23 protein-coding genes are annotated in these 18,504 nt (G+C 64.5%); 13 read left to right on the top strand and 10 right to left on the bottom strand.

Annotated elements, in window-relative coordinates:
- Positions 1-10 precede the first annotated feature (10 nt).
- Positions 11-1,207, bottom strand: a complete 1,197-nt coding sequence (locus QTI24_RS17195) for a CaiB/BaiF CoA transferase family protein (RefSeq protein ID WP_286602041.1) — start codon at positions 1,205-1,207, stop codon at positions 11-13.
- A 173-nt stretch (positions 1,208-1,380) separates the two neighbouring features.
- Here QTI24_RS17195 and prpR point away from each other — a divergent pair, with 173 nt between their 5' ends.
- A complete protein-coding gene (gene prpR / locus QTI24_RS17200; protein WP_286602043.1) occupies positions 1,381-3,303 on the top strand; it encodes a propionate catabolism operon regulatory protein PrpR in 1,923 nt (640 codons plus the stop codon).
- On the opposite strand, the gene QTI24_RS17205 is transcribed toward prpR, so the two are convergent.
- Positions 3,300-3,800 (bottom strand): outer membrane protein assembly factor BamE, encoded by a 501-nt coding sequence (locus QTI24_RS17205; protein WP_286602045.1) that lies wholly within the window; start codon positions 3,798-3,800, stop codon positions 3,300-3,302. The genes prpR and QTI24_RS17205 overlap by 4 nt on opposite strands.
- 54 nt (positions 3,801-3,854) lie before the next feature.
- Positions 3,855-4,526, bottom strand: a complete 672-nt coding sequence (locus QTI24_RS17210) for a hypothetical protein (RefSeq protein WP_286602046.1) — start codon at positions 4,524-4,526, stop codon at positions 3,855-3,857.
- Between the two features lie 106 nt (positions 4,527-4,632).
- Between QTI24_RS17210 and QTI24_RS17215 the strand changes: the two genes are divergently transcribed.
- Together QTI24_RS17215 and QTI24_RS17220 are read left to right on the top strand one after the other, a co-directional pair.
- The gene (locus tag QTI24_RS17215) at positions 4,633-4,839 is read left to right on the top strand and encodes a DUF3460 family protein (protein ID WP_286602048.1); all 207 of its coding nucleotides are present in this window, start codon (positions 4,633-4,635) and stop codon (positions 4,837-4,839) included.
- Positions 4,840-4,965: 126 nt separating this feature from the next.
- Positions 4,966-5,763, top strand: coding sequence for a segregation and condensation protein A (locus tag QTI24_RS17220; RefSeq protein WP_286569477.1), 798 nt, complete (start codon positions 4,966-4,968; stop codon positions 5,761-5,763).
- A 19-nt stretch (positions 5,764-5,782) separates the two neighbouring features.
- On the opposite strand, the gene QTI24_RS17225 is transcribed toward QTI24_RS17220, so the two are convergent.
- The 4 genes from QTI24_RS17225 to QTI24_RS17240 all read right to left on the bottom strand — a co-directional run bounded on the left by QTI24_RS17225 (position 5,783) and on the right by QTI24_RS17240 (position 8,051).
- Positions 5,783-6,784, bottom strand: coding sequence for an NAD(P)H-dependent glycerol-3-phosphate dehydrogenase (locus QTI24_RS17225; protein WP_286602050.1), 1,002 nt, complete (start codon positions 6,782-6,784; stop codon positions 5,783-5,785).
- Positions 6,785-6,803: 19 nt separating this feature from the next.
- The gene (secB, locus tag QTI24_RS17230; RefSeq protein WP_286602051.1) at positions 6,804-7,268 is read right to left on the bottom strand and encodes a protein-export chaperone SecB; all 465 of its coding nucleotides are present in this window, start codon (positions 7,266-7,268) and stop codon (positions 6,804-6,806) included.
- Between the two features lie 94 nt (positions 7,269-7,362).
- Positions 7,363-7,623, bottom strand: a complete 261-nt coding sequence (gene grxC, locus QTI24_RS17235) for a glutaredoxin 3 (RefSeq protein ID WP_286602053.1) — start codon at positions 7,621-7,623, stop codon at positions 7,363-7,365.
- A gap of 20 nt (positions 7,624-7,643) precedes the next feature.
- Positions 7,644-8,051: a rhodanese-like domain-containing protein gene (locus QTI24_RS17240; RefSeq protein ID WP_286602054.1), complete on the bottom strand. Its 408-nt coding sequence runs from the start codon at positions 8,049-8,051 to the stop codon at positions 7,644-7,646.
- Positions 8,052-8,123: 72 nt separating this feature from the next.
- Between QTI24_RS17240 and gpmA the strand changes: the two genes are divergently transcribed.
- From gpmA to QTI24_RS17255, 3 genes are all read left to right on the top strand, one after another.
- Positions 8,124-8,867 carry a 2,3-diphosphoglycerate-dependent phosphoglycerate mutase gene (gpmA, locus tag QTI24_RS17245; protein ID WP_286602055.1) on the top strand — a complete coding sequence of 248 codons (744 nt, stop codon included), beginning with the start codon at positions 8,124-8,126 and terminating at the stop codon, positions 8,865-8,867.
- Between the two features lie 99 nt (positions 8,868-8,966).
- Entirely contained in the window at positions 8,967-10,409 is a 1,443-nt protein-coding gene (locus QTI24_RS17250) for a S41 family peptidase (protein WP_286602056.1), read from the top strand.
- A 50-nt stretch (positions 10,410-10,459) separates the two neighbouring features.
- The gene (locus QTI24_RS17255; RefSeq protein WP_286602057.1) at positions 10,460-11,218 is read left to right on the top strand and encodes a HesA/MoeB/ThiF family protein; all 759 of its coding nucleotides are present in this window, start codon (positions 10,460-10,462) and stop codon (positions 11,216-11,218) included.
- On the opposite strand, the gene QTI24_RS17260 is transcribed toward QTI24_RS17255, so the two are convergent.
- A complete protein-coding gene (locus QTI24_RS17260) occupies positions 11,215-13,257 on the bottom strand; it encodes an AsmA family protein (protein ID WP_286602058.1) in 2,043 nt (680 codons plus the stop codon). The two genes, QTI24_RS17255 and QTI24_RS17260, sit on opposite strands and share 4 nt — an antisense overlap.
- A 6-nt stretch (positions 13,258-13,263) precedes the next feature.
- Positions 13,264-13,467: a hypothetical protein gene (locus tag QTI24_RS17265; RefSeq protein WP_286602060.1), complete on the bottom strand. Its 204-nt coding sequence runs from the start codon at positions 13,465-13,467 to the stop codon at positions 13,264-13,266.
- 259 nt (positions 13,468-13,726) lie between these two features.
- Here QTI24_RS17265 and QTI24_RS17270 point away from each other — a divergent pair, with 259 nt between their 5' ends.
- Positions 13,727-14,128, top strand: coding sequence for a response regulator (locus QTI24_RS17270; RefSeq protein WP_286602062.1), 402 nt, complete (start codon positions 13,727-13,729; stop codon positions 14,126-14,128).
- A 44-nt stretch (positions 14,129-14,172) separates the two neighbouring features.
- On the opposite strand, the gene QTI24_RS17275 is transcribed toward QTI24_RS17270, so the two are convergent.
- Positions 14,173-14,805 carry a response regulator gene (locus tag QTI24_RS17275; RefSeq protein WP_028249172.1) on the bottom strand — a complete coding sequence of 211 codons (633 nt, stop codon included), beginning with the start codon at positions 14,803-14,805 and terminating at the stop codon, positions 14,173-14,175.
- 132 nt (positions 14,806-14,937) lie between these two features.
- On the opposite strand from QTI24_RS17275, the gene QTI24_RS17280 reads away from it, so the two are divergent.
- The 6 genes from QTI24_RS17280 (at position 14,938) to QTI24_RS17305 (ending at position 18,470) form a co-directional block, all read left to right on the top strand.
- Positions 14,938-16,254 (top strand): CHASE3 domain-containing protein, encoded by a 1,317-nt coding sequence (locus QTI24_RS17280; protein WP_286602329.1) that lies wholly within the window; start codon positions 14,938-14,940, stop codon positions 16,252-16,254.
- 194 nt (positions 16,255-16,448) lie between these two features.
- Positions 16,449-16,613 carry a DUF1328 domain-containing protein gene (locus QTI24_RS17285; protein WP_286602063.1) on the top strand — a complete coding sequence of 55 codons (165 nt, stop codon included), beginning with the start codon at positions 16,449-16,451 and terminating at the stop codon, positions 16,611-16,613.
- Positions 16,614-16,671: 58 nt separating this feature from the next.
- On the top strand, positions 16,672-17,046 hold the full coding sequence (locus QTI24_RS17290; RefSeq protein ID WP_286602065.1) for a hypothetical protein: 375 nt from the start codon (positions 16,672-16,674) through the stop codon (positions 17,044-17,046).
- 68 nt (positions 17,047-17,114) lie between these two features.
- Positions 17,115-17,495, top strand: a complete 381-nt coding sequence (locus QTI24_RS17295; protein WP_286602067.1) for a hypothetical protein — start codon at positions 17,115-17,117, stop codon at positions 17,493-17,495.
- Entirely contained in the window at positions 17,485-17,928 is a 444-nt protein-coding gene (locus tag QTI24_RS17300) for a hypothetical protein (protein WP_286602069.1), read from the top strand. The genes QTI24_RS17295 and QTI24_RS17300 overlap by 11 nt, the downstream gene beginning before the upstream one ends.
- Positions 17,925-18,470 carry a ferritin-like domain-containing protein gene (locus QTI24_RS17305; protein ID WP_286602071.1) on the top strand — a complete coding sequence of 182 codons (546 nt, stop codon included), beginning with the start codon at positions 17,925-17,927 and terminating at the stop codon, positions 18,468-18,470. Before QTI24_RS17300 ends, QTI24_RS17305 begins: the two co-directional genes overlap by 4 nt.
- Positions 18,471-18,504 lie beyond the last annotated feature (34 nt).

Below are 18,504 nucleotides of genomic sequence, written 5' to 3' on the forward strand. Positions count from 1 at the left end.
GGTGCGAGGCCTAGGCGATGGCACCGTCGCGCCGGAGTTGTTCGAGTTGTTCGGGCGAGTAGCCGGCCAGCTGCGTCAGCACGCTGCGCGTGTGCTCGCCCAGCGCGGGTGGGCAGGTGTAGGTCTTGCTGGACGCCGCGGAGAGCTTGATCGGATTGCCCGGCATGCGCAGCATCTCGCCGGTCTTGAGCGGCACTTCGACCACCATGTCGCGTGCGCGCACCTGCACGTCGTTGAGCGCCTGCTCGAAGTTGTTGACCGGTCCGCAGGGAATGCGCGCTGCGCGCAGCCGCTCCAGCCAGTAGGCCGTCGGCTGCTTCTGCAACTCGGCGCCGACGATGGCGTCGATCTCCGCCTTCGCCGCGTAGCGCACCGGTTGCTGGAGGTACTCGGGCTTGCGCAACGCCGGCAGGTCGATGAACTCGACGAAGCGCTCGAAGAAAGCATCGCCGATGCACGCGATGATGATGTGACCGTCGGCCGTCGGGTAGCTGTTGTAGGGCACGTGCACGAAGTGGCCGTTGCCGATGCCGGCGGGCACGTGGCCGGACATCAGGTGCATGGTCGCCATGTAGTTGAGCAACGAGATCTGCGCGTCGAGCATCGAGATGTCGACGTGCTGGCCGCGGCCGGTGCGCTCGCGCTCCGCGAGCGCCGCGAGCACGCCCATCGCGCCGAACATGCCGCCACCGAGGTCGCCGATCGGAATGCCGCTGCGTGTCGGGCCGGTCTCGGGCGTGCCGGTGATCGACATGCCGCCGCCCATGGCCTGCACCACTTGGTCGAAGGCCGGGCGATGGGTTTCGGGGCCACTCTGGCCGAAGCCGGTGACCGAGCACGTGACGATGCGCGGGTTCACTTGCGACAGCGAGTCGTAGTCGATGCCCAGCCGCGCCGTCACGCCGACGCTGAAGTTGTCGAACACCACGTCGGCCTGCCGCACGAGGTCGAGGAACACGGTCTTGCCGGCCTCGCTCTTGAGGTCTACGCAAACGCTCTCCTTGTTGCGGTTGAGCGTGAGGTAGTAGGCGCCCATGCCGTCGCGGGCGTAGTCAGGGTCGTTTTCGAGCAACCGACGCGTGCCCTCGCCGGTGCCGGGCGGTTCGACCTTGATGGTGCGTGCACCGAGATCGGCCAAAAGCATGGTGCCGTAGGGACCCGAGAGCATGTGGGTCAGGTCCAGCACGGTGATGTGTTCGAGTGCCAAGGGCGATGTCTCCGTAAAACGTGTTCGCTCTACGTGTTGCATGCACCGTGCCAAAGCATCGCTGGCTCGCAACTCATTGATTTGAAAGACTTTTTCCGAAGATTGCCTTCTGGATTTTGTTCCATGCGACATCTATGGAACACTCATACGTTTCACCGAGACGCATCCTTTCCATGGCGACCCATTCCTTTCAGCGGACACGCCTGCCCCGGCTCTGCTTTCTCAGCTACCGGCAGATCCGCGAATTCGCCATGCCGGTGGTCGCCGAATATGTCGGCCGCGCCGACATCGAAGTGGTGGACGGCACCTTCGGCGGCGCGCTGGAGATCGCCCGCGATCGCATCGCGCGCGGAACGGTCGACGCCTTCGTCAGCGCCGGCTCGAACGCCAGCATCCTGCGGGCCGGCCTCGAAGCGCCCGTGGCCACCATCCAGCTCGGCGGCTTCGACCTGCTGCAGGCGCTCATCAAGGCCCGGCGCATTTCGAGCCGCGTAGGGGTGGTGATGTACGGCCAGACCATCCCCGAACTGGATGCGGTGAAGGACCTGCTCAACATCGAGATCACGCAGTACGCCTACCAGACGCCGGACGACGCGCGCCAGCAATTCGAGATGCTGCGCCGGGACGGTTTCGAGGTCATCGTCGGATCGAGCCTGGTGGTCGAACTGGCCGAGGAAGCCGGGTTGCACGGGCTCCTGGCCTACTCGCTGGCAAGCATCCGCAAAGGCTTCGAGGACGCCATCGAGCTGGCGCGCGTGGCCCGACTCGAGGCAGGCCGCTACGAGCAGCTCAACGGCGTGCTGCACAACCTGCAGGAAGCCGTGCTGGCCGTGAACCGCGACAACTGCATCATCGCGGTCAACCCGCCGATGCAGCAACTGCTGGGCACGCCGCATCGGCCGCTGCTGGGACAGCGCCTCGACCTCGTCGAGCCCGAGTTGTCGCTCCAGCCCACCCTGGACACGGGCACCGAGGAGCGCGCAGCGGTGCAGCGCTATGCCCGGCGCGACTGGATTGCCAACCGCACCCCGATCCGGGAGCATGGCGAGATCGTGGGCGCGGCCATCACGCTGTACGACGCCCGCAAGATCCAGGAGGCCGATACCAGCCTGCGCATGCAGCAACGCCGCCATCAGAACGCGGCGAAGCACGGCTTCGCCAGCCTCGTCGGCCAGAGTCCGGCGTTCGTTCGCGCCGTCAACACGGCGCGCCGCTTCGCAAAGACCGACCTCGGCGTGTTGATCGCCGGGGAGAGCGGTGTCGGCAAGGAACTCTTCGCGCAGGCGATCCATAACGACAGCGCACGGGCCGATCGGCCTTTCGTCGCGGTCAATTGCGCGTCCTTTCCCGAGACGCTGCTGGAGAGCGAACTGTTCGGCTACGAGGAAGGCGCCTTCACCGGCTCACGCCGCGGCGGCAAGCGCGGGCTCTTCGAGACCGCCCACACGGGCACGCTGTTCCTGGACGAGATCGGCGACATGCCGCTGTCGCTGCAGACGCGCCTGCTGCGGGTGCTGCAGGAACGGGAGATCACGCGCCTTGGCGCCACGGCGCCCATTCCGGTGGACGTGCGCGTGATCGCAGCCACCCACCAGCCGCTCGAAGAGATGATTGCCGCGCGGCGCTTCCGACAGGACCTCTACTACCGCATCAACACCCTGCGCCTGTCGCTGCCGCCGCTGCGCGAACGCGGCGACGACATCGCCGAACTCGCCCGGGCCCACGTGCGGCGTTGCCTCCATCGACTGGGCTCGCGCATCGATGCCGATGCCGCGTTGGCACCGTTGCTGCCGCAGTTCATCGCCTGCGACTGGCCCGGCAACGTGCGCGAACTGGAAAACATCAGCGAACGAGTCGCGGTGTTCCTCCTGCAGTTCGACCGCCTCGAAGACATCCGCTACGACGAGTTGCGGCACGACTGCCCCGAACTGTTCGAGCGGCATCTTCCGGGAACGCAGCCATTGCGGGAGCGCGTGCTGGAAGCCGTGCGACTCGCCGATGGCAATCGCCAGCGCGCCGCGAAGAAGCTGGGTGTCAGCCGCTCGACCTTGTGGCGCTGGCTGCGCGAGTTCGAGCTCCAGCCCGACAGGTCCTAGTTCGCCTCGGTGCTGCGATCAGGCGACGACCCCGCGCTCACCACGCGCTGGTCGTCGTTGAGGGTGGCCGTAAAGACCATGGGCGAGTTCGGCGGCTGGACCCAGCGCCATTCCCAGTCGGTCTGGTTCTTGAGGGGATAGGGCGTGCGCTTCGCGGGCTTGCCCAGCAGCTTGCGCAAGTCTTCCATGGGCATGCCGGTCCGCACCTTGTCGAAGTTCTCGGGCGTGAGCACCTGGCGCAAGGCGCTCATCTTGCCGTCGGAGCCGATGGTGATCATGTAGTTCTTCTGGCCCTGGGGCTGGCGGTTGTATTCGAACACCCGCCCCTGAGGCGAATCCCAGATGTTCTCGGGTTGGCCGAAGCGCGCACGCACGTCGGCCTCCGTGGACACCCCCTCCTCCAATTCGCTGATGCGTTTCATGTCGCAGGCCGCAAGCCAGAAGACAGTGCTCAGAAGCGCAGTCGCCAGGCGCCAACGGGTTCTCGATCGCGCCATGGCGCCTCCTTGTCAATGAGTGGCGCCGAGTCTAAGTCCGCCTCCCGGCGGGCCTCAGTTCTGCGCGAAGCAGAACAGCAGGCCGCCGCCGCCCGTCTTCTTCAGCGCATCCAGGCTGCAGCCCTGGGTGGGATGCGACGAGTTCCACGACTTCATCGGGGGGCTCTCGTTCAGGCCGATGCGGTCGTGGTGGCCCACGATGGCCGAGCCGTCGCCGCTCTTGGTCCAATTGCCGCAGGTGTTGTCCTTGCCGTCGGCGATGGCGCGGCCATCGGGCGACGAGCCAGTCAGGATGTCGTGCTGGTTCACCGGATCGCCGCGGCCGCTGACGATGTCGCCTTTTTCGGTCAGTGCGGTCTGCTTGGTGAGGTTGTTCGTGCCGTGCAGTTCGTCGACGTTGCTCGCGATCAACTGGCCCTTGACGTTGTACCAGGGGCCGGTGCCGACACGGTCACGGGCATTCACTGCCGGGCTGGCGCCCGCAGCGTTGGAGCTTAGGTAGGCGCGCCAGGTACGGCCGCCCGCGCCAACGCTCGCGGCCAGGCTCTGGCAATAGCGATCGGCCCCCGCCAGCCCGCCGAAGTCGGCGCCCTTGCCGGGGTTCGCGCTGGTGACGAAGAAGCCCGTCTTGTTCTGTGACGTCGCAGGCCCCGTGGTGTTGCAGGCGACCAGCAGCACGGCCGCGGCGGCGGTGGCAACGAAGTACATCGAGTGTCGGCGCTTCATGAGCAGTCTCCTTCGGATGGTTGGGAGCCGCCACGCTAGCGCATGCCGACAGCCGCTTCAAGGCGGATTCCACCGGGTAAAATCCCCGCCAAAGGTTCTTACTGCCATGTCCATCTTCGCCCGCCCCCACTACACGTCCGAAATCACCAACTTCATCGAACAGATGAAGGAGAAGAAGCCGACGCTGGAGGCCGAACAGCGCGCCGGCCGTGCGCTCCTGTGGGACAAGCACCTCGATCGCAGCCTGCTGACCGAGTACAGCGAAGCCAAGGTGCCGCAGCAGCCCTACGTCTACCAGACCCGCGTCAAGTAAGTGACCATTCGGGCCGTACCGGGCTCCGGCAGCCGCCGCCAGGGCGATGGCGCCGCGACGGACGACAGCAGCCGTTCCACGCAGGACGAGGTCATCGCCGACGACAGCGTGGCCCTGGCCACCGGCATGCCCGACGTGATCGACCAGGTCGCGCTCGCCCGGCTCTACGGCGAGCCGTTGTTCGCGCTGCCGAACGATCTGTACATCCCGCCCGAAGCGCTCCAGGTGTTCCTGGAGGCCTTCGAAGGCCCGCTGGACCTGCTCCTGTACCTGATCCGCAAGCAGAACTTCAACATCCTCGACATCCCGATGGCAGGACTGACGCGGCAGTACCTCAGCTACGTCGACGAGATCCGCCAGACCAACCTCGAACTCGCGGCCGAATACCTGCTGATGGCCGCGATGCTGATCGAGATCAAGTCGCGCATGCTGCTGCCGCCCAAGAAGACGGCCGAAGGCGAGGAAGCCGAGGACCCGCGCGCCGAACTGGTCCGCCGCCTGCTCGAATACGAACAGACCAAGCTGCAGGCCGCATCGCTGAGCGCCATGCCCCAGGCTGGTCGCGACTTCTGGAAGGCGCAGGTCTACATCGAGCAATCGCTCAAGCCGCGTTTTCCGGATGTGAATGTGGTCGACCTGCGCGAAGCATGGGCGGACATCATGAAGCGCGCCAAGCTCGTGCAGCACCACAAGATCTCGCGCGAGGAACTCAGCGTGCGCGAGCACATGAGCATCGTGCTGCGCCACCTGCAGGGGCGCCAGTTCGTGGAGTTCGAAAAGCTCTTCGACGTGACGCGGGGCACGCCGGTGCTGATCGTCACGTTCATCGCGATGCTCGAACTGGCGAAAGAGACGCTGATCGACATCACCCAGGCCGAGGCGTTCGCGCCGATCTACGTGCGGCTGGCCTACTCGCCGGCCTGAGCCCCACGCCGGAGCCGCTTCAGGCGGATTCGACGCCGGGCTCGCGGCCCATCAGCTCCGCGACTGCTTCCGCTGGCCGCACGCGCCCATCGAGCAGCGCCACGACGCTCGACGCAATGGGCATCTCGACGCCCAGATGCCGCGCGCGCTGCACGACCGTGCGAGCGCAATAGACGCCTTCGGCCACGTGGCCCAGCGAGTTCACCGCCTGCTCCAGCGTGAGGCCCTGGGCCAGCAGCAAACCGACCTTGCGGTTGCGGGAGAGGTCCCCCGTCGCCGTGAGGACGAGGTCGCCCAAACCGGACAGGCCCATGAAGGTGTCGGGCCGCGCGCCGAGCGCTGCGCCGAAGCGCGTCATTTCAGCGAGGCCGCGCGTGATCAGCGCAGCACGCGCGTTGAGACCGAGGGACAGCCCGTCCGCGAGGCCGGTCGCGATGGCCAGGACGTTCTTGACCGCGCCACCGATCTCCACGCCGACGATGTCTTCGTTGGCGTAGACGCGCAGTGCGGGGCCATGAAAGGCACCGACCAACGCATCGCGCACCGAAACATGCGAACTCGCCGCGACCAGCGCCGTCGGCCGGCCCTGCGCGACTTCCAGTGCAAAGCTCGGCCCACTCAGCACGCCGGCGAGCAACCTTGGCGCAACGCGCGCCTGGATTTCGTGAGCAAGCAGGCCTTCCTCGCCCGAATCGGCAATGGCAGGCTCGACCCCTTTGGACAGCCAGGCAACCGGGCAGGCCACGTCGCGCAGCTTGCCGAGTTGCTCCCGCAAGGCAGCCATCGGCGTCGCGACGATCACGAGATCGGCGTGCGCCACCGCGGCGAGCGCATCGCCTGCCAGGAGATCCAGCGAGGGAGGAAGCGCGACGCCGGGCAGGTAGCGCGCGTTTTCACGCGCTGCCGACATGGCTCGGATCTGGGCCGCGTCACGGCCCCACAGGGTGACCGTGTGCCGGGCCGCCGCATTGACCGCTAGCGCCGTGCCCCATGCACCGGCGCCGAGCACGCAGATTCTCATCGGTGCGTGCGCTGGCGGATTACTGCGTGATGATCGGCGAGGTCTGCGCCGCGGCTTGCGCCTGCTGCTGCTCGAACATCGCCTGGAAGTTGATTTCGGCCAGGTGCACCGGCGGGAAGCCGCCGCGCTGAATCACGTCAGCCACGTTGCCGCGCAGGTAGGGGTAGACGATCTGCGGGCAGGCGATGCCAAGGATCGGGCCCATCTGGTCTTCGGGCAGGTTGCGGATCTCGAAGATGCCGGCTTGCTTGGCCTCGACCAGGAACACCGTCTTGTCCTGGATCTTGGTCTGCACGGTGGCCGACACGGTGATCTCGAAGATGCCGTCGGTCACGGGCTGGGCGTCGACGCCGAGCTGGATATCGACGGTGGGCTGTTCCTGCTCGAGCAGGATGGCCGGGGAATTCGGCTGTTCGAGCGACAGGTCTTTCAGGTAGACGCGCTGGATCTGGAACACGGGATCTTGGGCTTGCTGGTCGGCCATGCTGAACTTTCGAGTGTCAAAACAATGCCCGCCCGGGGATATCCCAGAGCGGGCTTCTGGAGGTAGCCGGGGATTATCGCCCGACGAAAGGAAGTCAGACGCTCTGCAGCAGCGGCACCAGCCCGCCGCGTCCGTCCAGCGCAATCAGGTCATCGCAACCGCCGACGTGGGTGTCGCCGATGAATATCTGCGGCACGGTGCGCCGCTGGGTGATGTCCATCATCGTGGCACGCGCCTGCGGGTCGCTGTCGATGCGGATCTCTTCGATCTGCTCCACGCCCTTGGACTTGAGGATTTGCTTCGCGCGAATGCAGTAAGGGCAGACGGCGGTGGTGTACATCTTGACAGCTTGCATCAGGGGTATCTCGGGGAAGTTCAGGCCTTTTCAACCGGCAGGTTAGCGTCTTTCCAGGACTTGAGTCCGCCGGCGACGGCTTGGGCTTGTTCGTACCCCAGCTTCTTGGCGGTCGCCACGGCGCGCTGGGCACGGGCGCCGGTGGCACATACAAGCAACAGGGGCAACGACTTGTTCTTGACCGTGGCGGCAAGCTTTTGCTCGAGCTGGTTGAGCGGCACGTTCTTCGCTCCGGTGACGTGGCCTGAGGCAAACTCCTCGGGTTCGCGCACATCGACCACCACCGCGCGCTCGCGGTTGATGAGTTGCACCGCGCCCTGCGCCGTGAGCGATCCGGCGTTTGCGCCGCGCACCATCGGCCATGCCAGCATGCCGCCGGAGCTGAGTGCAATCAGGATCAGCATCCAGTTGTCGATGATGAATTTCACGGTATTCCTTGAGTGGCAAACCTCGGATTTTAGAATGTCGGGTTTACGCACGCGTTCCCAAAGGCCTCTCCCATGCACAAACTGGTACTGATCCGCCACGGCGAATCGACCTGGAATCTCGAAAACCGCTTCACCGGCTGGACCGATGTCGACCTGACGTCGACCGGTATCGAACAGGCCAAGCAGGCTGGCCGACTCCTGAAGGCCGAGGGTTACGACTTCGACGTCGCCTATACCAGCGTGCTGAAGCGCGCCACCCGAACCCTCTGGCACACGCTCGACGAACTCGACCGCACCTGGCTGCCGGTGGTGCATTCCTGGCGCCTGAACGAACGCCACTACGGCGGGCTGCAGGGCCTCAACAAGGCCGAGACCGCCAAGAAATACGGCGACGAGCAGGTTCTGGTCTGGCGCCGCAGCTACAACACGCCACCGCCGCCGCTGGAAGCCAACGACCCGCGCAGCGAACGCAGCGACGTGCGCTACGCCAAGCTGGCGCCCGAGCAGGTGCCGTTGACCGAGTGCCTCAAGGACACAGTGGCACGCGTCTTGCCTTTCTGGAACGAATCCATGGCGCCCGCCATCCGCGCCGGGCGCCGCCTGGTGGTCGCGGCGCACGGCAATTCGATCCGCGCCCTCGTGAAATACCTCGACGGCATCTCCGACGATGCAATCGTGGGTCTCAACATCCCCAACGGGATTCCGCTGGTCTACGAACTGGACGACGACCTCAAGCCGTTGCGCCACTACTACCTCGGCGATGCCGACGCGGCCGAGAAAGCCGCAGCCGCGGTGGCTGCACAAGGCAAGGGTTAACGAAAGTCTGACCTTCGTCTGCGGATTCGCGGAACCACGGCAGACAACTTGCTTCCAAGCCCTGTATATTGGATTGACAGGCGACAAGGACACTTACACATGGGCCAGAAATTGAAGATCACCGGCTGGGTTGCCGCGGGCGCCTTTGCCGGCGCACTCACCACCGTCTCGTTGCAAACTGTTGCACGAGGCTCTCTGGCTCCCCTGCCGCTCGAAGAACTGCAGCAGCTTGCTGCGGTTTTTGGCATGGTCAAAAGCGACTACGTCGAACCGGTCGACGAGAAAAAGCTGATTTCCGATGCCATCTCCGGCATGGTGGCCGGCCTCGATCCGCACTCGCAGTACTTCGACAAGAAGTCGTTCAAGGAATTTCGCGAAGGCACCACCGGACGCTTCGTCGGCGTGGGCATCGAGATCTCGCAGGAAGACGGCCTGATCAAGGTGGTCTCCCCGATCGAGGGTTCCCCGGCCTTCCGTGCCGGCCTCAAGCCGAACGACCTGATCACCAAGATCGACGACACCGCCGTGCGCGGCCTGACGCTCAATGAAGCCGTCAAGCGCATGCGGGGCGAAGCCAATACCAAGGTGCTGCTCACGATCTACCGCAAGGATGAGAACCGCACCTTCCCCGTGACCATCACGCGCGAGGAAATCCGCACGCAATCGGTTCGCGGCAAGATCATGGAGCCGGGCTACGGCTGGATTCGCCTGTCGCAGTTCCAGGAACGCACTGTCGATGACTTCGTCAAGAAGGTCGAGGAGCTCTACAAGCAGGAACCCAACTTGAAGGGTCTGGTGCTCGACCTGCGTAACGATCCGGGCGGCCTGCTCGACGCCGCCGTGGCGATCTCTGCGGCATTCCTGCCGGAAAACGTCACGGTGGTCTCGACCGATGGCCAGTTGGCCGAAAGCAAGTCTGTCTACAAGGCGGCGCCGGAGTTCTACCAGCGCCGTGCCGGCAGCGACCCGCTGCGTGGCCTGCCGGCTGCGCTCAAGACCGTGCCGCTGGTGGTGCTCGTCAATGAAGGCTCCGCCTCTGCCAGCGAAATCGTCGCCGGCGCGTTGCAGGACCACAAGCGCGCGACCGTGATGGGCAGCCAGACCTTCGGCAAGGGTTCGGTGCAAACCGTGCGCCCGCTCGGTCCGGATACCGGGCTCAAGATCACGACGGCGCGCTACTACACGCCCAGCGGCACTTCGATCCAGGCCAAGGGGATCGTTCCGAACGTGCTGGTCGACGAAAGCGCCGAAGGCAGCCCCTTCGCCGCGCTGCGCATGCGCGAAGCCGACCTCGAGAAGCATCTCGCCAGCGGCCAGGGCCCGGAAAACAAGGACCCTGAACGCGAAAAGGCACGCGACGAGGCTCGCAAGCGCCTCGAGGAAGAAGCCAAGAAGCCGCCGCAGGACCGAAAGGTGCCTGAATTCGGCACGCCGCAGGACTTCCCGCTGATGCAAGCGTTCAACCGCCTCAAAGGCCAGCCCGTGCTCGTCAGCAAGACGCAAGTGATCGTGGACAACAAGGAAGAAAAGAAAGAAAACTGATCCTGGGTGGCTCCCGTGAGTGAGCCAACACCCTGCGATCCGCGCGGCGCATGGAAGACCAAGACCTCCTGCGCTACTCGCGCCACATCCTGCTCGAGGAATTCGGCATCGACGGCCAGGCACGCGTCAGCGCGGCTCATGCGCTGGTGATCGGAGTCGGGGGTCTGGGGTCGCCGGTCGTGCTGTATCTGGCAGCGGCCGGGGTTGGCCACATCGCCCTGGTCGATGACGACGAACTCGACCTGACCAATCTGCAGCGCCAGGTTGCGCACACCACGGCGCGCGTGGGAATGGCCAAGGTCGACTCGGCTGCAGAGGCGATGCGCGCCATCAATCCCGACATCTCGATCGAAACCCACAGACTGCGTGCCGACGACGACCTCCTTGCCCGGATGGTCGCCGCGGCGGATGTAGTGATCGATTGCAGTGACAACTTCGCCACGCGCCATGCAGTGAACCGCGCTTGCGTGACGCATGGCAAGCCGCTGGTGGCCGGCGCGGCCATTCGCTTCGATGGGCAGTTGAGCGTCTATGACACCCGCGACCCGGCTTCGCCCTGCTATGCCTGCCTATTCCCGCCCGACGCGGATTTCGAGGAAACCCGTTGCGCGGTACTCGGCGTGTTCGCTCCCGTCGTCGGCACCATCGGAACCTTGCAGGCCAGCGAGGCGTTGAAGTTGCTCGCGGGCATCAGTCCCTCGCTCGCGGGAAGCCTGCTGATGTTCGACGGTCGACGCACCGCATTCGACACCCTGCGCGTCGCGCGCGATCCCGCCTGCAGCGTCTGCGGGCATCGCCCGGTCGGCTAGCCACCGGTCGCCGAAGATTGCCTCTTGGCCTTGGCCGCACCCGCGGCCGCGGCGCGCGAACTCGGTTGCTTCGCGTCGGCCAGCACCTCCTGGCAGTCGGCATCTTGGCCCGGGCCGGTTTCAATGGTCGCGGCCAATGCAAGCAGAGGGTTGATCAAACCCAGCGCCACAGCCGCGGCGCCGCGTGTCGCCAACGGACCGGCCTCTACGCCGGCCTTGGGCGACGCAAAGGTGCCGCGAACGATCAGCGGTGTACGCAACGCCAGGATGCTCACGTCCTTGGGCTGCTGCCGCACGACGATGTCCATCGACTCGTTCGCCAAGTTGATCTGGCCGGTGGCGTTGAACACCGTATCGGACGTGTCGAAAACCAGGCTGCGACCGTTCATCACGCCCTTCTCGACGTCGAATGCCACGGCGGCGCAGCGCAGCGTCACGTTGTGGTCGCCTTCCAGCAGGAACTTGATGATCTCACCGCCATCGAGCCCCATGAACTCCAGCAACAGATTGCTGAACTGCCCGCGGCCGGTGATGGCCGCCACGTCGCCCGAGGCGCCGCCGAGCCAGCTCGCCACAGAGTTGCCGCGCCCCGACAGATTGATTCGCCCGTCGAGCTTGCCGAAGCTGGTCTTCAAGGTCTCGACCTTCGGGATCAGGCGGTTGAGTTGCATGGCGCGGACGGCGAGCGATGCGCGAATATCTGCTGGATTCTGCGTGGCATCGATGCGGATCGCGCCGACCACGCTGCCGCTGGCAATGCCGAGGTCGAGTGGGTCCAGCGTCAGGACACCGTCCTTGAGCTTTACCTGCACGCTGCCCTTGTCCAGTGGGAGTTCACGCACGTTCCGGATACGGTCCGCCGTGTACTTCACGTCGGCATTCATCGCGCGCAGGCGCTCGAAGTCGAGCGTTGCATCGGGAAGCACCTTGCGGCCAGGATCGCGCTGCGCGCGCTTGACCTGCGTGATGGTGGGCGGCGGCGCGACGCCTTCGATGGCATTCGCCGAACGACTCGTCGGCGGCAGGCCGATGAGAGGACCGAGATCGTCCATGTCCATCACGCGCGAATGCAACGTCCCGCCAAGGTGAGGCACCTTCTGCGACTTGTCGAATTGCATGTCGCCGCCGATGTCGGAGAGGCCCAGCCGGCCCTTGAGGCCCCGCACTTCCCATAGGGAGGCCTGCTTGCGCAGGTTGCCGCTGAGGGCGTAAGGCGGTGTCTGAGGCAATGCGATGCCCAGCGCGGGATAGAGATTGCCGAGGTTCTGGCCCCTCATGTCGAACTTCGCGTCGAGACCGTCGAGACTGGCCAGTTCGGCCACCGTGCCCTCCGCCTTGAGCCGGGTGTGGCCGGCCGAGAGCTTGATTTCGATCGGAAACGGTGGCTGCCCTGCGGCATTGAGCTGCAGCACGTTGCCGGTCCGCCCTTCGGCCGTGAGCGGCTGTTGACGGTAGCGGCCCTTGATTTCGTAGCTCAGCGGCATATCGCCCCGGCTGGTGTCGAAGGTGAAATCGGCATGCAGGTCGATTTCGAGGTGCTTGGCGAGGAAATCGAGCGAGCCGTCGTCGACTTGCAGCAAGCCGATGGTCGGCACCGTGGCTTCGTCCGAGGTGTCTTTGCCCAGCGCCCAGGTGCGCCGTCCGTCCTGCTCCATCTGCAGGCCCAGCGTGGGTGAATCCAGTGCCAATCGGGGAAAGACGAGCTTGCGCGAGAGCAGTTGCCAGAAGCTGATGTCGAACTCAGCGCGCTCCGCTCGCACGAGATAGGGGTCTCGGGCCCAGGAAGGGTTGGCAAACTCGATTCCGTCGAGCTTGACTGTGGCAAGCCGCCACCCCATGTCCACGTCCAGGTGCCGGGTAATCTCGAACTTGCGCCCGGTCTTTTCGCTCACATAACGATTGACTGGCTCGCGAAAAAGATCCCACGGGAACAGCGCAATCACAAGCAAGAACGCGACCAGCAAGCCCAGCAAAACCGCGACCAACCTGGCCCAGACAGAGCGACGCAGCGAGGATGCAGCGGTCGCTTCCACGGTCATGAACCTTCAGTCGATCGCTGGCGTCTTGCCGATCGACGTAACGGCTTGGGGCGCAGCGAGAAAGCCGACGGCCGAAACACCAGCAGCAGCTGCGGCGGTTGCCGCTTCGACCAGCCTCAGTTCGGCGATGGCAGGCTCGCCTCCCGCGACCACCGCAGCAGCGGCAGCAGTGAGCAAGCCCATGGCAACGTAGCTCCACACGATATTCATTTCGGTACCTTCTGAAGGGTGTTCGGTGTCGTGCCAGGAGCGTAGGGGCAGGGACTTACCCCCCGGGTCGGTAGCCGGCCGCAGTTACTGTGGGGCCGCGCCTACGTCTGAAGTTCGCATTCGGTCGTAAGAACAAGCCTACAGCCGGTGCCCCCGGAACCTTGCATGATGTCGGCCAATAATCAGTAGCATTTGCAACGACAGCTTTCGGGACGCAAGCCTGCCGGCCAGAATGCTCGCCAAGGGGCAAGCGGTTCTCATGGACCCAAGATTGAAAACCTACATCGTCGAAGACAACGTCACGATCCGAGAGAACCTCGTTGGCACTCTGGAAGAGCTCACGTGTATTTCGGCCATCGGCTTTGCCGAGACCGAAGCCGAGGCCAGCCAATGGCTCAGCGACAACGGCGATGAATGGGAACTGGCGATCGTCGACCTCTTCCTCAAGCAGGGCAGCGGACTCGGCGTCTTGCAGGCCTGCATGTCCCGCCGCCCGACTCAGAAAGTCGTGGTCCTGAGCAACTACGCCACCCCCGACATCCGCAAGCGCTGTGCACAGTTTGGCGTGGATGCGGTCTTCGACAAGTCGAACGAAATCGACGGCCTCATCGACTATTGCATCGAACAGGCGGCCTTGCGCCAGTCCTCAACCCGAACCTAAGAGCTTCCTCACGAAGTGCGCGCAACCTGGGGAGGGGGCGCGCATCAATCAATCAGTTTGTTCTTCAGCGCGTAGTAGGTCAGGTCGCTGTTGGAGGAGAGGTTCATTTTCTCCATCAGGCGCGTGCGGTAGGTGCTCACGGTCTTGACCGACAGCGACAAGGTCTTGGCGATGTCGCCCGCGGTCTCGCCCTTCGCCAGCTTGAGAAACACTTGAAACTCGCGTTCGGAGAGTTGTTCGTGCGGGGCGGCATCATCCTTGCGGTCGAGCTGACGCGCCAGGAGTTCGGCCACTGCCGGCGTAATGTAGCGGCGGCCCAGCGAGATGGTGCGGATCGCATTGACGATCTCGATCGGATCGCATTCCTTGTTGAGATAGCCGCTCGCGCCCTGACGAATCAGGTTCATCGCGTAGTGCTCTTCGGGGTAGCCGCTCAGGATGAGGATGCCGACATCCGGTGCCTTGGCGCGAATCATCGCAAGCGCATCGATGCCGCTTTGCCCGGGCATCGAGAGGTCCATCACCAGCACATCGAGTTCAGTGGTGCGAACAAGTTCGATCGCTTCGCGACCGCTGGCGGCTTCGCCCACCACCCGCAGGTCGACGTGCTCGGAGAAAAACTGGCGCAAACCGGAGCGCACGATGGCGTGGTCGTCCACAATTCCGATCTTGATCATCTGTTACCTTCGTCGTTGTATCGCGGCCCATTTGCGTCGCAACATGCCGGTCCCTGGTCGGCTCTGATTATTCACGAATTTGAACCGCAGGCATTGCTCGAAAACCTCATGCGCTGGCTAGCTTTCCCGAAGATGGCTCTGGGCCTGACGCTCGCCGTGCTAGCAGCGCTGGTGCTGGTGGGCATCAACGAAGCCGGCTATCGACAATCCTCTCAGGCACTCACCGAAGTCGGCGACGCCCAGCGCGCGCGCATGGTGCTCAACCTGATACTGCAGAACATCCTCGATGCAGAAACGGGCCAGCGCGGCTATTTGCTGACAGGGGAGCCCCGCTATCGCGAACCTTACGACACGGCGGTCAAGCAGGTGGACGGTCACCTGGCCGCGCTCCAGATCCTTTACGCCGGGCGCCCCGGCGAGCTCGCGCAGCTCAACCAGGTCGCAAAGCACGTTGCACGCAAGCTCGCCGAGATGGAGATGAGCGTCCGCTTGCGCCGGGACGGCAACGAAGACGCGTGGAAATTCGTCATCACGACCGACGTGGGCCGCGAGGAAATGGAATCCATTCGCAATGAGATCAACGATCTGATCGCGATCCGGAACGATGAACTCACGCGCGGACAACTGCAGATCGCGAAATCCTTGCGCTTCGCGCGCATCGGCATCGGCCTGGTCACGCTGGCAGGCCTCGCCGCCTTTTTCCTCTACCTGAGACAGACCCACGCACTGCGCTCCGTCGGCGAACGGCAGCAGAAAGCGTTGGAACGGGAACGCAATGCGCTGGAAAGTGAGGTGCGGGAGCGCACAACGACGCTGGCCGAGCTCGCCACCCACCTGCAGCAGGTGCGCGAAACCGAGCGGGGCTACCTGGCCCGCGAACTGCACGACGAGCTGGGCTCCCTGCTCACCGCCGCCAAGCTTGACGTCGCGCGCCTGAAGTCCCGCCTGACTGACTCGCCCGATGCAACGCAGCGGCTCCAGCATCTGAACGAGCTTCTCAACAGCGGCATCGCCCTCAAGCGCCGCATCATCGAAGACCTGCGGCCGTCATCGCTCTCCAATCTGGGGCTCGTCGCTTCGCTCGAAATCCTCGGGCGCGAGTTTGCGGAGCGTTCGAACATCGAGATCGAGATGGTGCTCGAACCCGTGATCCTGGACGAGTCGAACCAACTCACCGTCTATCGCATGGTGCAGGAAAGCCTCACCAACATCAGCAAGTACGCACAGGCCACCGAGGCCAGCATCGTGATGAAGAACTACGGCAACCACGTCGTCGTGGAAGTCAGCGACAACGGCAAGGGTTTTGATACGCAGCACGCGCGTCCTTCGACGCACGGCCTCGCCGGCATGCGGCATCGCGTCGAGGCGGCCAAGGGCAAGCTCACCGTCTCGTCGTCCGCGGGCCGGGGCACGCAGTTGAGCGCAGTCCTGCCGTCCAGCCCGGCCTGACCACGGCCCTCCGGTCCCCTTCGTTCTCGCCCGCCGCGAATGGTTGGCGGTGATTCGGCCCTCTCCTACGCCCCCCGCCCCCTGCTGCTGACAGGGCGCCAAGGACGGCCCTCTTAACGTTGATCCCAGGCCGTTCAGCAACCCGGACGCGCTGGTATTCATCTCAACGAGGCCATCCTCGAAAGGAGTTCAACATGTTGCATTACGCAGTCGTGTTCCTGGTCATTGCCTTGATAGCCGCGCTGTTCGGATTCGGCGGCATCGCCGCCAGTGCCGTGGGTATCGCGAAGATCCTGTTCGTGATCTTCCTGATCCTGGCTCTCGCCAGTTTCATCGCGGGCTTGATACGACGCGGGTAGCGTCGTTACGATGAGCAGGCACTCGCAGACAAATTCAATCTCCTGGAAGGATCCATTCATGAATACGACCACCAAGACTCCCTCGCAACTGGCCGAGGATGCGCGCCAGACGGCAAACGACGCCATCGACACGACGCGTGCCTATGCGCAGAACGCGGTGAACGCCGCAGGCGAAAAGGTTCGTGACCTGCGTCGCGAGGCCGAGCCTGCCGTGGAGCAACTCGCTGCTCGGGTCCAGCAGGCCGTGCAGCGCGGGCTGGACGCCGCATCGACGACCAGCGCCCGTGCCCAGCGCCGCTTCGAGGCCGCTGCCGACGTCACTGGCAAGTACATCGCCGACCAGCCGGTCCGCTCCGTGCTCGTGGCCGCGGCTGCTGGCGCAGCGATCACGGCATTGATCGTGTTGGCCGCCCGTCGTCGGGACGACTATTGATATCGACTGATGGTCTGATCGCCCCTCGTCGGCTCCGGTGAGCCCAGTCCACAGCACCTGGCAGCAACATGCTTCATCCCATTTACTCCACGGTGCTCGGGCATCCTGAGCTGATCGCCGATCACATTGCCAACTACGGCGCGCTCGTGCGGCAGGAGACGCGCGAAGCTAGCCGCAGCCTGGTCGCCCGAATGGTCGCGGGAGTCCTGGCTGCGGTCAGTGCAATGCTTGCATTGGGGTTGATCGGCGTCGCCGTGATGCTCGGCACGCTGCATGGAAACTTTCATTGGGTTCTGGCGGTGGTGCCGGGGGTTGCCATCTTGATCGCGCTGGTGTCAGCCTATGTGGCGTCACGGCCTCAGGAGTTCCACGCGTTCGCAGATCTCCGGGCGCAGATCGACGCCGACGTTCGCGCGCTCCACGTCGCCGGAGAACGCCATGGCGGCTGAGCCCACAAGCCTTTCACCGCAAGAGCGGTTGGCGATCTCCCGCAGGGCGCTCGTTTCTCAATTGCAGGGCGAGAGCCGTCACGCGCGAGATGAGCCACCTCTGATTGAAAGCCCTCCTCGATCGCCTGGCACCTCCGCTCAGTTCGCCTGGGGCGCGGTGGCGCAGAACGTCGCCCGGCGCTGGTGGCGAAGACATCCGGCCAATGCAGTCGCTCAGGTAGCCCGTCCACTGCTGGAGCGCTACGCACGCGAAGAGCCGGCAAAGCTCATGGCCGCCGCTGCCGGCGTCGGCGCGTTGCTGGTGCTAATCAAGCCGTGGCGCCTGCTGTCCATCACCGCCGTGGTGGCCGCCGCCCTGAAGACATCGGACACGGCCGACCTGGTGAACACGTTGATGCAGAAAAACGCAAACCCACGAAAGGATCCTCTATGAACACTGCCGTCAAAGAACGCACGGAACATCTGGTCCTCGACCAGGCCGCCATCGATGCGGCATCCAAGAGCCTCGACGAAGGCGCCGTCACGCCGAGCTACGGACCTTGGCGCGACGACATCGTCAAGCTGCTCAACGACGCACTCGCAACCGAGCTGGTCTGCGTGATGCGCTACAGGCGCCACTACTTCACGGCCAGCGGAGAAGCTTCACCGAAGATTGCCGAGGAATTTCTCGTCCACGCCAATGAAGAACTGGGACACGCGGACAAGATTGCCGAGCGCATTGTCCAACTCGGCGGCGAGCCGGATTTCAACCCGAAGACACTGCTGGACCGCAGCCACGCTGATTACAACGAGGCCCTGGGCCTGCAGGCGATGGTGCGCGCCAACCTCGTGGCGGAACGAATCGCCGTGGAGTCCTATCGCCAGATGATTTCCCTCATCGGAGACAAGGACCCGACGACCCGCCGCATGCTGGAAGAGATCCTCACCGACGAGGAAGAGCATGCCGATGAGTTGAAGGACTGGCTCGATCGTTGATGCATCGAGCGAACCATGAAAAAGCCCGGGAGCC

Origin of the sequence: Variovorax sp. J22P240 (assembly GCF_030316855.1) — a bacterium.
Classification (GTDB): Bacteria; Pseudomonadota; Gammaproteobacteria; order Burkholderiales; family Burkholderiaceae_C; genus Variovorax.

What these genes read in the sequence shown, in the direction of transcription:
- prpR (WP_286602043.1), top strand. Translation starts at nt 1,381, where the DNA reads ATGGCGACCCATTCCTTTCAGCGGACACGCCTGCCCCGGCTCTGCTTT.
- QTI24_RS17205 (WP_286602045.1), bottom strand. Translation starts at nt 3,800, where the DNA reads ATGGCGCGATCGAGAACCCGTTGGCGCCTGGCGACTGCGCTTCTGAGC.
- QTI24_RS17210 (WP_286602046.1), bottom strand. Translation starts at nt 4,526, where the DNA reads ATGAAGCGCCGACACTCGATGTACTTCGTTGCCACCGCCGCCGCGGCC.
- QTI24_RS17215 (WP_286602048.1), top strand. Translation starts at nt 4,633, where the DNA reads ATGTCCATCTTCGCCCGCCCCCACTACACGTCCGAAATCACCAACTTC.
- QTI24_RS17220 (WP_286569477.1), top strand. Translation starts at nt 4,966, where the DNA reads ATGCCCGACGTGATCGACCAGGTCGCGCTCGCCCGGCTCTACGGCGAG.
- QTI24_RS17225 (WP_286602050.1), bottom strand. Translation starts at nt 6,784, where the DNA reads ATGAGAATCTGCGTGCTCGGCGCCGGTGCATGGGGCACGGCGCTAGCG.
- secB (WP_286602051.1), bottom strand. Translation starts at nt 7,268, where the DNA reads ATGGCCGACCAGCAAGCCCAAGATCCCGTGTTCCAGATCCAGCGCGTC.
- grxC (WP_286602053.1), bottom strand. Translation starts at nt 7,623, where the DNA reads ATGCAAGCTGTCAAGATGTACACCACCGCCGTCTGCCCTTACTGCATT.
- gpmA (WP_286602055.1), top strand. Translation starts at nt 8,124, where the DNA reads ATGCACAAACTGGTACTGATCCGCCACGGCGAATCGACCTGGAATCTC.
- QTI24_RS17250 (WP_286602056.1), top strand. Translation starts at nt 8,967, where the DNA reads ATGGGCCAGAAATTGAAGATCACCGGCTGGGTTGCCGCGGGCGCCTTT.
- QTI24_RS17255 (WP_286602057.1), top strand. Translation starts at nt 10,460, where the DNA reads ATGGAAGACCAAGACCTCCTGCGCTACTCGCGCCACATCCTGCTCGAG.
- QTI24_RS17260 (WP_286602058.1), bottom strand. Translation starts at nt 13,257, where the DNA reads ATGACCGTGGAAGCGACCGCTGCATCCTCGCTGCGTCGCTCTGTCTGG.
- QTI24_RS17265 (WP_286602060.1), bottom strand. Translation starts at nt 13,467, where the DNA reads ATGAATATCGTGTGGAGCTACGTTGCCATGGGCTTGCTCACTGCTGCC.
- QTI24_RS17270 (WP_286602062.1), top strand. Translation starts at nt 13,727, where the DNA reads ATGGACCCAAGATTGAAAACCTACATCGTCGAAGACAACGTCACGATC.
- QTI24_RS17275 (WP_028249172.1), bottom strand. Translation starts at nt 14,805, where the DNA reads ATGATCAAGATCGGAATTGTGGACGACCACGCCATCGTGCGCTCCGGT.
- QTI24_RS17280 (WP_286602329.1), top strand. Translation starts at nt 14,938, where the DNA reads ATGGCTCTGGGCCTGACGCTCGCCGTGCTAGCAGCGCTGGTGCTGGTG.
- QTI24_RS17285 (WP_286602063.1), top strand. Translation starts at nt 16,449, where the DNA reads ATGTTGCATTACGCAGTCGTGTTCCTGGTCATTGCCTTGATAGCCGCG.
- QTI24_RS17290 (WP_286602065.1), top strand. Translation starts at nt 16,672, where the DNA reads ATGAATACGACCACCAAGACTCCCTCGCAACTGGCCGAGGATGCGCGC.
- QTI24_RS17295 (WP_286602067.1), top strand. Translation starts at nt 17,115, where the DNA reads ATGCTTCATCCCATTTACTCCACGGTGCTCGGGCATCCTGAGCTGATC.
- QTI24_RS17300 (WP_286602069.1), top strand. Translation starts at nt 17,485, where the DNA reads ATGGCGGCTGAGCCCACAAGCCTTTCACCGCAAGAGCGGTTGGCGATC.
- QTI24_RS17305 (WP_286602071.1), top strand. Translation starts at nt 17,925, where the DNA reads ATGAACACTGCCGTCAAAGAACGCACGGAACATCTGGTCCTCGACCAG.